The organism is Streptomyces sp. NPDC005706 (assembly GCF_040631045.1).
Classification (GTDB): Bacteria; Actinomycetota; Actinomycetes; order Streptomycetales; family Streptomycetaceae; genus Streptomyces.
On sequence record NZ_JBEXYS010000030.1, the window covers coordinates 85,625 to 97,234 of the forward strand.

9 protein-coding genes and 1 pseudogene are annotated in these 11,610 nt (G+C 74.2%); 3 read left to right on the top strand and 7 right to left on the bottom strand.

Annotation, left to right across the window (positions count from 1 at the left end; translation table 11 throughout):
- Window positions 1-227: 227 nt before the first annotated feature.
- The 4 genes and pseudogenes from ABZ478_RS32070 to ABZ478_RS32085 form a co-directional block, all read right to left on the bottom strand.
- Window positions 228-1,235 (bottom strand): nitroreductase, encoded by a 1,008-nt coding sequence (locus ABZ478_RS32070; protein WP_359554890.1) that lies wholly within the window; start codon window positions 1,233-1,235, stop codon window positions 228-230.
- 91 nt (window positions 1,236-1,326) lie between these two features.
- Window positions 1,327-2,340, bottom strand: a pseudogene (locus ABZ478_RS32075) (2-hydroxyacid dehydrogenase).
- 144 nt (window positions 2,341-2,484) lie between these two features.
- Window positions 2,485-2,982: a flavodoxin domain-containing protein gene (locus ABZ478_RS32080; RefSeq protein WP_359554893.1), complete on the bottom strand. Its 498-nt coding sequence runs from the start codon at window positions 2,980-2,982 to the stop codon at window positions 2,485-2,487.
- Window positions 2,983-3,053: 71 nt separating this feature from the next.
- Window positions 3,054-5,747 carry a GNAT family N-acetyltransferase gene (locus ABZ478_RS32085; RefSeq protein WP_359554896.1) on the bottom strand — a complete coding sequence of 898 codons (2,694 nt, stop codon included), beginning with the start codon at window positions 5,745-5,747 and terminating at the stop codon, window positions 3,054-3,056.
- Between the two features lie 283 nt (window positions 5,748-6,030).
- On the opposite strand from ABZ478_RS32085, the gene ppk2 reads away from it, so the two are divergent.
- Window positions 6,031-6,834, top strand: a complete 804-nt coding sequence (gene ppk2 / locus ABZ478_RS32090; protein WP_359554899.1) for a polyphosphate kinase 2 — start codon at window positions 6,031-6,033, stop codon at window positions 6,832-6,834.
- 95 nt (window positions 6,835-6,929) lie between these two features.
- Here ppk2 and ABZ478_RS32095 read toward each other — a convergent pair whose 3' ends face one another.
- The 3 genes from ABZ478_RS32095 to ABZ478_RS32105 form a co-directional block, all read right to left on the bottom strand.
- Window positions 6,930-7,811: a universal stress protein gene (locus ABZ478_RS32095; RefSeq protein WP_359554901.1), complete on the bottom strand. Its 882-nt coding sequence runs from the start codon at window positions 7,809-7,811 to the stop codon at window positions 6,930-6,932.
- Between the two features lie 276 nt (window positions 7,812-8,087).
- Window positions 8,088-8,771: a response regulator transcription factor gene (locus tag ABZ478_RS32100; protein ID WP_359554904.1), complete on the bottom strand. Its 684-nt coding sequence runs from the start codon at window positions 8,769-8,771 to the stop codon at window positions 8,088-8,090.
- Between the two features lie 228 nt (window positions 8,772-8,999).
- Entirely contained in the window at window positions 9,000-9,440 is a 441-nt protein-coding gene (locus ABZ478_RS32105) for a pyridoxamine 5'-phosphate oxidase family protein (RefSeq protein WP_359554906.1), read from the bottom strand.
- Window positions 9,441-9,715: 275 nt separating this feature from the next.
- Here ABZ478_RS32105 and ABZ478_RS32110 point away from each other — a divergent pair, with 275 nt between their 5' ends.
- A complete protein-coding gene (locus ABZ478_RS32110) occupies window positions 9,716-10,315 on the top strand; it encodes a hypothetical protein (protein WP_359554909.1) in 600 nt (199 codons plus the stop codon).
- 136 nt (window positions 10,316-10,451) lie between these two features.
- Window positions 10,452-11,519: a glucose-1-phosphate thymidylyltransferase gene (locus ABZ478_RS32115; RefSeq protein WP_359554911.1), complete on the top strand. Its 1,068-nt coding sequence runs from the start codon at window positions 10,452-10,454 to the stop codon at window positions 11,517-11,519.
- Window positions 11,520-11,610 lie beyond the last annotated feature (91 nt).

Here is an 11,610-nt window from a genome sequence, read left to right on the forward strand (position 1 = left end):
CCCCGCCATCACGGGACTTCGCCGCCCTGCGGCCCGGCCGCCGGGGCGTCGCCGTCACGTGGCGCTTTGCCGTCAGGCCGACCCGGCCGTCGCGGGGCTTCACCGGCACACGGCCCGACCGACAAGGGACTTCACCGTCACGCGGGACTACACCGTCACCCCGCCCAGCCATACCCCGGCGTCGCCGTCACGCGGCCCAGCCGTCACGCTGTCAAGCCGGCACGGGGTCAAGCCGTCCGGACGACGTCCAGCACCTCTCGTACGGGACGCCGGGGAGTCGCCGGGCCGAAGGGGCCGTAGCCCAGCCGCAGCACCATCTGGACGTGGCCCCGGCCGACGACCGGATCGCGGACCAGCAGACGCAGGTCCGGGCTCTCCAGCGCGTGGGAGGTCAGGGAGGTGGCGAGGCCCGCGAGGGTGGCCTCCAGCAGGACGCGTTCCAGCGCCTGGCCCGCGCGCAGCCAGTCGGCGGGGGCGTCACCGGGGGTGCTCAGCAGGGCGAGATGCGGGTTGTGCTCGAAGGCGGTGGTGCCGCGGTCGGCCACCGGCCGGCGTCCGGCGAAGTCCCGCAGCGGGGCGCGGCCGTCCCGCATCCGGGGCCCGAAGGCGTACTCGGGCACGCCGTCGGTGGCGACGTCCGCCTCGGGTCCGAGCCGGGTCCAGCGCCGCAGGTCCTCCATGCCCTCGGGGCGCACGGCGTCCCGGCTCTCCGCGTCGTGCACCAGGTCGAGCACGGTGTCCACGTGCCAGGGGCCGGGAAAGAGCAGCTCGGCCCCCTCGCGCGCGGCCGCGGTCCGTAGGGCGGCCCGGGCGTCCTCGGGGAGATCCTTCTCGTCGAAGGGGTGCCGGCTGGTGTGCCGGCGGCGGATCGCCGGGTGCAGCCGTGCCAGGTCGTCCTCCTCCGGTACGGCACGGCCCGGCGCCGGGACCGGCCGGACGGCGGCGAGCAGCAGCGGCTCCGCCGGATCGGGCATCAGCCGTACCTCCGGGGCCAGTCCGGCGCACGCGGCGGCGACGCGCAGGTTGAACAGCGCGGCACCGCAGCCGATGTACAGCGCCCGGTTGCCGGGGTCCGAGCGGGGCATGGCCCGGTCGAGGTCGGGGCGCAGCTCGAGCACGCCCTCGTCCTCCAGCAGGCGGAAACGCCAGGGCTGCGCGTTGTGCATGGACGGGGCGAGCGCGGCTTCCGCGACCAGTGCGGCCGCGGCCTTCGCGTCGAGCTGCTGCGGATCCATCACGCCCTCCTCGCCGATCGGGCCGTCCCGGCTCCCCCGTCTCCAGTATCCGGCCGGACACCGCCGCGGGCCCTGCGGTGCCCGGCGTGTCTCAGTCCGTACCGGGACGGACGAGCACGTTCTCGCCGGAGCGGCCGGCGACGTAGTCCTCGATGTTGGTCACGGTGGTCCGGGCGATCTGGCCGACGGCGTCCCTGGTGAAGTACGCCTAATGGGAGGTGACCAGGACGTTGCTGAAGGTCATCAGCCTGGCCAGGCGTTCGTCGGTCATCACCTCCAGCGACTTGTCCAGGAAGAACACGCCGGCCTCCTCCTCGTACACGTCGAGGCCGACGCCGCTCAGCCGGCCGGCGCGCAGTGTCTCCAGCAGGGCGTCGGTGTCCACCAGGCCGCCACGGCTGGAGTTGACCAGAATGGCGTCGTCCTTCATCAGTGCCAGGGACTTGGCGTCGACGAGGTGGTGGGTGGCGGGCAGCAGCGGGACGTGCAGGCTGACGAGGTCCGCCTCGGTGAACAGCCGCTCGCGCGAGACGTACTCCATGCCGAGGGCGAGGCAGTCGGGGTTCTCGGCGACGTCCCAGCCCAGCAGCCGCATGCCGAACCCGTGGGCGATCCGGGCGAACGCGGCGCCGATCTTCCCGGTGCCCACCACGCCGGCCGTGCGGCCGCGCAGGTCGCGGCCCATGAGCCCGTCGAGCCGGAAGTCGAAGTCCCGGGTGCGCTGGGCGGCCCGGACGATCCGGCGGTCGACCGCCAGGGCCAGGGTCCAGGCGAACTCGGCGACCGCGTACGGCGAGTAGTACGAGACCCGGGCCACGGTCAGCCCGAGTTCCCTCGCGGCGGTCAGGTCTATGTTGTTGAACCCGGTGGAGCGCTGCGCGATCATCCGGGTGCCGCCCTCGGCGAGGGAGCGCAGCACCCCGGCGTCCAGGGTGTCGTTGACGCCGCTGAGCACGATCTCGTGCCCGACGGCGGTCGGCGCCGTGTCCCGGTCCAGGAACAGCCGCAGGCAGCGCAGCTCGTGACGGCCGGTGAACGCGCTGTCGAACGCCTCCCTCAGCAGCGGCTCCTCGTCGGCCAGGACGCCATACGCAACGATCTCCACGTGTTCTCCTCGGTCGCATCCGGCGATCACCCCTCCACCGTAGGACGGCACCGCCCCGGACGAGAGGGCCGACCGGGCCGGGAGGCGGGGCCCATCGTCCCCTGACGCTGCGTCACCTTGCCTGCCACGGCGCCCCGTCGCCGGTCAGCGGGCCGTCAGCTCGGCCGCGATTCCGGCCGCCCAGGTCTCGATCGCGGGGAAGTCACGGAAGTCGCCGCCCTTGCCGTCGCGGAGGATCAACCCGGCGATCCTGCCCTTGGCGCCCTCCTCCAGGCAGCCGCCGAACGTGATGTGCTCCCTGGCGTCGACCCGGTCCATGGCACGCCGCACTCCGGCCTCGGGCGGGATGTCGCGCTCCGAGGCGGAGGGGTCGAGCGGCCCGCTGCTGAAGAACCACACCGGGCGCCCGGTCAGGGCCCGGCGGTGACGGCGCACGAACCGGCGCGCGTCCTTCTGCCAGCGCCCGGCGTACAGGGCGCCGCCGACCACCACGGCGTCGTACGGGGTGACGCCCGGCACCGACCCGGCGGGCCGCGCCTCGGCCGCGAGCCCCGCCTCGCGCAGCACCCCGGCGACGGTCTCGGCGATCCGCGCCGTCGATCCGTTGGTCGAACCGTAGGCCACCAGAACCCTGCCGGTCATGGCGGTCCACCTCCTCTCACCGAAGGTGCGGCCGGTCTCCGGCCCCACCGTGGTCCGTGCGCGGTTCCGCCTCAGCGGAGCCGGCGCAGATAGGGGTCCTGGGCTTCGCGCGGGACCAGGCGCACCCGCGCGTCGAGCACGCAGACCCGGTCGGGGGTCGCGAGCACGGGGTTGAAGTCGGCCTCGGCGAGCTGCGGCAGGTCGGCCGCCATACGGGACAGCCGGTGCAGCACCTGCTCCAGGCCTTCCAGGTCCGCCGGGCCGCTGCCGTGCGCGCCGAACAGCAGCGGGGCGCAGCGCGGCGCGGTGATCAGGTCGTGCACGTCGTGGTCGGTGAGCGGGGCCAGCCGGGCGGCGTGGTCGCCGAGCACCTCGGTCGCGGTGCCGCCGAGCCCGAACAGCACGAGCGGTCCGAAGACCTCGTCCTGGACGACGCCGGCGAACAGTTCGGTGCCGCGCGCCGCCAGCGGCTGCACGACCGCTCCGGTGAGCAGTCCAGCGAACCTGTTCTCGAAGTCCCGGAAGGCGGCCCGTACTTCGGAGTCGCCCTGGAGGTCGAGGTGCACGGCGCGCTGTTCGCTCTTGTGGACCAGGCCCGGCCAGTGCGCCTTCATGACCACCCGGCCGTCCGGGCCGCGCAGCCGTTCGGCGGCCATGACGGCCTCGTCCTCGGTCTCCGCCCAGGCCCAGGGGAGCTGCGGGATGCCGTAGCAGGCCAGCAGGTCGGCGCAGGTGCGCGGGTCGAGCCGGCCGCCGTCGGGGTGCGCGGCCAGGAAGGTCCGCACCACCTCCCGGGCGCGTGCCGTCTCGACGCCGTCCAGGTCCGGGACGGTGCCCGCGGGGCGGGCGAGCCAGGAGGAGCGGCGGGTGGCGTGGGCCAGCGCCCGGGCGGCCGCCTGCGGCTCGGCGTAGGAGGGGACGGCGCCGCCGCCGGCGGCGGGCAGCAGCCGGACCGGCAGGTCCTGTTCGAGGCGTACCGCCGCCACCGGCTTGGCCCCGTGCCCGGGCGCGCCGGTGAGGGCGCGGACCAGGTCGTCGCCGGTCGCGGCGGCGACCGCGGTGGGCACGAGCGCGACCAGTACGGCGTCGACGCCCGGGTGCTTCGTCAGCCGCTCCAGGCAGTCGGTGAGCTGCTCCTCGGTGACGGCGGCGGTGGCGTCGACCGGGTTGCCGGCGGCGGCGCCCTCGGGGAGCAGGGCGAGCAGGTCGCCGGCCAGTTCCGGGGTGAGCGGTGGCAGGGCGAGCCCCGTCTCGGCGCAGGCGTCGGCCGCGAGCACGCCGGCGCCGCCCGCGTTGGTGACGATCGCGACGCGGGGGCCGGCGGGGAGCGGCTGGGAGTGCAGCAGCGCGGCGGTGCCGAGGAGTTCGCCCACCGAGCGGGTCGCGGTGATGCCCGCCTGGTCGAACAGGGCCTGCCGGGTCATGGTGCGGGTGGCGGCGGCCGCGGTGTGCGAGGCGGCGGCGCGGCGGCCCGCGGCGGTGCGGCCGGCGTCCACGGTGAGCACCGGCATGCGGCGGGTGACCCGGCGGGCGGTACGGGAGAAGGCGCGCGGGCCGCCGAAGGACTCCAGGTGCAGCAGGGCGAGGTCGGTGCGGCCGTCGCTCTCCCACCACTGGAGCATGTCGTTGCCGCTGACGTCGTACTTGTCGCCGAGGGACGCGAAGGAGGAGACGCCGATGCCCAGCCGGGACAGGCCGTCGAGCAGGGCGATGCCTACGCCGCCGGACTGCACGGCGACACCGGCGGTGCCGGGGCGCGGATGCCCGGCGGCGAAGGTGGCGTCCAGGCGCAGGCCGGCCTCGGTGTTGGCGATGCCGAGACAGTTCGGGCCGACGAGCCGCATGCCGTGGGTGCGGCAGGCGGCCAGCAGCGTCCGCGCCTGGCCGGCGTCGAGGCCGGCGGTCACGACGACCAGGGCCCGCACGCCGGCCTTGCCGCACTCCTCGGCGACGGCCGGGACCGCCGCGGCGGGCACGGCGACGACCACCAGGTCCGGGGTGAGCGGCAGGTCGCCGACGGCCGGATAGGAGGGCACGCCGAGGATGTGGTCGACGCCCGGATTCACGGCGAACAGGCGGCGGGTGTATCCGCCGGCCTTCAGATGGTGCAGGAGGGCCCGGCCCACCGAGCCGGGGGTGCGTCCGGCGCCGACGACGGCGACCGCGTCGGGGCGCAGCAGCGGCACGAGACTGGCGACGTCGGCGGCCCGGCCCCGGGCCTCCACGGCCGCCAGGTAGGTGTCGTCCTGGTCGAGCCGGATGGTGCACCGGACCTCGGGCCCCTCGAAGTGGCGGGTGACGCGCAGGCCGAGGTCGGAGAAGAGCCGGAGCACCTCCCGGTTCTCGCTGAGCGCGTCGGCGGTGAAGGTGGTGACGCCGTCGGCGCGGGCCGCCGAGACCAGGTGCTCCACGAGCAGGGTGCCCACGCCCAGGTGGTGCAGCGTGTCGCCGACGGCGATCGAGATCTCGGCCGTGTCCTCCTCCCCCGCCGTGTCGTACTCCCCGAGCCCGAGCACCCGGTCCTGGGTGCGGGCCAGCAGGGCCCGGTGTCCGGGCCGGGCCGGGGCACAGGCCCGGTCGGCGGCCAGGGCCGCGGACCGGCGGCTGACGGAGAAGAACCGCAGCCGCAGGTTCTCCGGGGACATCTCGTCGTAGAACCGCCGCAGGCCGTCGTGGTCGGCCGGGGCCACGGGACGGATGCACACGGTGGTGCCGTCCGTGAGCAGTGCGTGGACCGGGGGGCGGTTGAGCACGTCGTCCGACATCACGGATCTCCTCCAGGCGTCTCGATGTCTCGAGCATCCAGCGGTTCGGGCGCCGCTCCCATGGGCTGTCCGGGCATGGCACGGGGCCGTACGTCCCCGGTCCGCCGGCCGGGACGAGGCGGCGGCCGGGCGCCGGGGGCGGCAGGCGATGGCGGACGGCCGCCGGTGAGCCGTCGGCGATGAGCGGTGGCGGACGGTCTCCGGCGGAAAGTACGGTGGCGTCCTGGTGTCCGGCCCCCGGCGTGTGCGACCGGGCGGGCCGGCGGGCGGTGGTGGAGGCGGCATGGCCGGTAAGAAGGCGGCGAAGCTGACGCGCGAGGTGTACGAGCGGGAACTGCTGCGTCTGCAGACCGAGTTGGTGAAACTGCAGGAGTGGGTGCGGGCCGAGGGCGCCCGGCTGGTCGTGGTCTTCGAGGGCCGGGACGCGGCGGGCAAGGGCGGCACCATCAAGCGGGTCGCCGAGCACCTCAATCCCCGGGTCGCCCGGATCGCGGCGCTGCCGACGCCGACCGAGCGCGAGCGCACGCAGTGGTACTTCCAGCGGTACGTGGAGCATCTGCCGGCGGCCGGGGAGATCGTGCTGTTCGACCGGTCCTGGTACAACCGGGCCGGGGTCGAGCATGTGATGGGCTTCTGCACCAAGGAGGAGCACCAGCTCTTCCTGCGCCAGTGCCCGATCTTCGAGCGGATGCTGGTGGAGGACGGGATCCTGCTGCGCAAGTACTGGTTCTCGGTGAGCGACACGGAGCAGCAGGAGCGTTTCCGGCGCCGGCTGGAGGATCCGCTGCGGCAGTGGAAGCTGTCCCCGATGGACCTGGAGTCGATCACGCGCTGGGAGGCCTACTCCCGGGCCAAGGACGAGATGCTCGTCCACACCGACATCACCGAGGCGCCGTGGTTCGTCGTGGAGAGCGACGACAAGCGGCGGGCGCGGCTGAACATGATCGCCCACCTGCTCGGCTCCGTCCCCTACCACGAGGTGCCGCCGCAGGTGCTGCGGCTGCCGCCGCGGCCGCCGTCGACCGGCTACGAGCGTCCGCCGCGCGATCTGCAGACCTACGTGCCCGATCACACCGCCGGCCTCTGAAGCGGCCGTACGCGCCGCCGTGGGCCCGCCCCGCACGACGGCCGCCGCCGCTCCCTCGCGGGGTGCGGCGGCGGCCGGCTGGGCGGAGCGTTGCGTCAGTCGTGCGCCACGACGGCGACGGGGGCGGCGGCGTGGTGCAGGACGGCGTGGGCGACGGTGCCGATGTGGGCGCCGAACGGAGAGCGGCGGACGCGCCGGCCGATCACGACCAGGGAGGCGTCCCGCGAGGCCTCGGCCAGCAGGAGCGAGGGGCTGATCCAGCGGGACTCCGTGACGACCTCGACGCCGGGGTGCTTCCGCCGCCAGGGCCGCAGGGCCTCGTCCAGCGCGGCGGCGTGGCTCCGCGCCACCGTCGTGGTGACCTCGGGGTCCATGGCCATGCCGTAGGAGTAGTAGTACGCCGGCGGGTTCCAGGCGTGCACCACCCGCAGCGGCACCGAGCCGCGCTCGGCGGCCTCGAACGCGAACTCGATCGGGGCCGCGTCCGGCGTCCTGACGTCCAGTCCCAGCACGACGGGGCCCGCCGCGCCCGTGCCGTGCCCGCCGGCGGCCTGCTCACCGGAGCGGACCAGGACCACGGGCCGCTCGCTGTGCGCCACGACGGACTGTCCCACCGAGCCGACCAGGAAGCCGCCGAGTCCGCCGAGGCCGCGCGTGCCGAGCACGAGCAGTTCGGCCTCGCCGGCCGCGGCGGTCAGGAGTTCGGCCGGCTGTCCGGTGAGCTGCTCGGTGCTCACCTCGAGGCCGGGGTGGCCCGACCGCAGGGCGTCGGCGGCCTCACGGAGGATCCGCTCGGTCCAGTGCTGATGGGTGCCGGCGCCCAGCAGCGGGGCCTCGGCCATGGGCTCCGGCACCGGCTGCCAGACCTGGACCAGCTTCACCGCCAGGCCGCGCGACAGCGCCTCACGGGCGGCCCACTCCGCGGCGGCACGGCTCTCGGCCGAACCGTCGATGCCTACGGTGATGGTGCGGGACATGGTCTCCACCTCTCGGGGATGGGGGGGGACGCCGTCGCGGCGTCGTCTTCAAGGGTCGTGCGGCGCGGGAGCCGCTGGTGTGCGGGGGGCTTGCGTGCGGGAGCCGGCCGGTGGCCGAGCGGCAGCGTGCACGGCCATGGTGGTGGTCCCTTCGGGGATGTCCGGGTCGCCGTTTCCCGACGGCACTCACTCTGGCCGGGTGCGTGGTACCGCGCCGGATGCCGAAGGTCTCCCTCTCTGGGCCGAACGTCCCTGTCCTCGGGGGACGTTGTGCGGTCAGCGCCCCTCCCGCTCCCGTTTGTCCTGGATCTGGGTGGCGATGACGGCGGCCTGGATGCGGCGTTCCACGCCGAGTTTGGCGAGCAGCCGGGAGATGTGGTTCTTCACCGTCTTCTCGGCGAGGTACAGCCGCTGGCCGATCTGACGGTTCGTCAGTCCTTCGCCGATGAGGGCCAGGATCTCCCGTTCGCGGTCGGTCAGGCCGGGCAGCTCGTCCGGCTCCTCCTGCTGTCGCGGGCCGCCGCGCAGCCGGGCCATCAGCCTGGCGGTGGCGCTCGGGTCGAGCAGGGACTGGCCGCGGGCCACGGTGCGTACGGCGGACACCAGGTCCGAGCCCTGGATCTGCTTGAGGACGTAGCCGGAGGCGCCCGCCATGATCGAGTCGAGCAGGGCTTCCTCGTCGTCGAACGAGGTCAGCATGAGACAGGCCAGCTCGGGCATGCGCGAGCGCAGCTCCCGGCACACGCTCACGCCGTCACCGTCGGGCAGCCGGACGTCCAGCACCGCCACCCGGGGGCGCAGCGCGGGGACGCGTACCAGTGCCTGCTCCGCGGTGCCGGCCTCACCGATCACCTCGATGTCCGGCTCGTCGTTCAGCAGGTCGCGCACACCGCGCCGTACCACCTCGTGGTCGTCCAGCAGGAAGACCCGGATCGGGCTGCCCTGCTCGCCGTCCGCCATTGACCGCTCCTCGTCCGTGCTCTCCCCGGCCGCCGGCGGGTACCGGCGGCCTCCTACCGGATCCTTGCCCCGTCCGGGCCGGTCGGCCAGGGCCGAACGGCCCTGGTGTGGGCGACGCCGGGCCATCGCGGTGACGGGCCCGTGCCCGGCGTGGCCTCCCGCCGGGTACCCAGGACGGGCGGCCGGCCACGTGCCGGAGGAGAGCGATCACGGCCCGTGCGCCGTGTGTCAGGCGGAGAGATGCACGCCGTACATCGTGCGGCCGCCGACCAGCTCCCGGCCGGTGACCAGTTCCGGCTCGATGCGCACGAAGACCTCCACGGGCGAGGGAGCCCAGGAGCGCGGGCCGATCCGGTCCAGGCGCTCCACCTCGGCCGGGTCCGTGACGACCCCGGCCCGCCCGGTGACGACGACGCTCCACCCGGACTGCTCGTCCGCGTCGACCGCGTCCGCCTCGAAGGCCACGACGGAGCCGTCGACCGCGCGGGCCATCTCCGATGCGGCCGAGGTGCGCAGCAGCACCGCCCCGTCGTCGTCGAGGCGGAAGTTCACCGGTACGACGGCGGGCAGGGCCTGGCGGGTGTGCACGATCCGGCCGACGGGCGCCGTGGCCAGCAGACGCATGCACTCGTGACGGCCGAGTTCGCGGAAACCATCGTTCGGGTACATCGGACCGCCCGTCTTTCGCCTGGTGGACCGGTTTCGTCTGGTGGACCGGATCACGCTCCATGCTCGGCCGGGTCCCGGCCCAGGTGCGAGGGACCACCGGTCCCTCCGGCCCCGGAGAACGGCCCGTGACCGCACGGCTCGCCGGGAGGGCCGGGCGGCCCAACGGCGCCGCCCTGAAGTGGCCCGGTCGGCCCAGCGGCCGCGCCTGGCCGGCCCATGCCACGGCACCGCCCGGGCTGCGACCTTCTGAGTGCGACGACGGGAGGCGGGGACAGATGCGCGAGGGCGGCCTCATGAGCGGCGGGCGTGGGCGGACGAGGGTCCTGCTGTGGCGGTGGCGGAGCAATTCGCTCCGACGCCGCGACGACGTGGTCGAGGCGTGGTTCCTGCTCGCCGTGTGGGCGCTCGTCGTGGTGGGCGGCACGCTCGTCGGCCTGGTGACCGCCCAGGCCGCCGGCCGGTCCTTCGACCGGCAGCGGGCCGAGCGGACACCGGTGCGGGCCGTGCTGCTCGCCGACGCCCCGCGCACGGCGATCGCGGGCACGGGCGACGACCTGACCTCGGCGCGGGTCCGCTGGACGGCCCCGGACGGCACCCCGCACAGCGGCAGCACGCTGGTGTCCGGCGGGCAGCGGGCCGGTGCCGCGGTGCGGATCTGGCTCGACGCCCGGGGCGAGCCGAGCAGCGCGCCGCTGACCTCCGGCGAGGCGTCCGCCGAGTCGGCGCTGCTGGGCGTCTCGGCCGCGCTCGCTTCGACCGGCGCGGCGTTCGGCGTCCGGTGCGCCGGACGGTGGTGGCTCGACCGGCGGCGCATCGAGGAGTGGGACCGGGAGTGGGCCCTGCTCGGTCCGCGGTGGGGCCACAGGGCCGGCTGACCGGCGGCATCACCTGCTCACCCGCGCTCGTACCGCAGGGTCGCGCGGCCTTGGCGGCATGACGGTCCGTGAGGACGGGATCTTCCGTACCCGGAATCCCTCCGTCAGCAAGTCCGCTGTAAGTAGGCTGATATGCATGAAGGCACTTTTGTTGTCTGGTGGCTCAGGTACCCGTTTGCGCCCCATAACCCATACCTCGGCGAAGCAGCTCGTACCCGTCGCGAACAAACCGGTGCTGTTCTACGGCCTGGAGGCGATCGCCGGAGCCGGCATCACCGAGGTCGGGATCATCGTCGGGGACACGGCGGAGGAGATCCGGGAGGCGGTCGGCGACGGTTCCGCGTTCGGGCTCGCCGTCACCTACATCCCGCAGGAGGCTCCGCTGGGCCTGGCCCACGCGGTGCTGATCGCCCGTGAGTTCCTGGGCGACGACGACTTCGTGATGTACCTCGGCGACAACTTCGTCGTCGGCGGCATCACGGACCTGGTCGCCGCCTTCCGCGCCGAGCGGCCACAGGCCCAGATCCTGCTGACGCGGGTACCGGACCCGACCGCGTTCGGCGTGGCCGAACTCGACGCGGCGGGGCGGGTGATCGGCCTGGAGGAGAAGCCGAAGCATCCCAAGAGCGAACTGGCCCTGGTGGGTGTGTATCTGTTCACCCCGGCGATCCATGAGGCCGTGCGCTCCATCGAGCCGTCCTGGCGCGGCGAGCTGGAGATCACGCACGCCATCCAGTGGCTGATCGACGCCGGACGCGACGTGCGCTCCACGACGATCTCCGGGTACTGGAAGGACACCGGGAACGTCACCGACATGCTCGAGGTCAACCGCTCGGTGCTGGAGACCCTGGAGCGCCGGATCGACGGCACCGTCGACGACGACAGCGAGATCATCGGGCGGGTTCGGATCGAGCCCGGGGCGAAGGTGACCGGCAGCCGGATCGTGGGCCCGGTGGCCATCGGCGCCGACACCGTGATCACCGACTCCTACATCGGCCCCTTCACCTCGATCGCCGGGGACTGCCGGATCGAGGACAGCGAGATCGAGTACTCGATCGTGCTGCGCGACTCCTCGGTGAGCGGCGTCCGGCGGGTGGAGGCCTCGCTCATCGGCCGCAACGTCGAAGTGACCCCCTCCCCCCGCAAGCCCGCCGCCCACCGGTTCGTCCTCGGCGACCACAGCAAGGTGCAGATCTCGTCTTGACTTCCTCCCCCGCCTAAAGGCGGGGGATTCCAGCGGTCGCCCGCTGGGGTTCCTGCTTCACCGACGACCGCCCCGTCCGGGAGGACTCCCG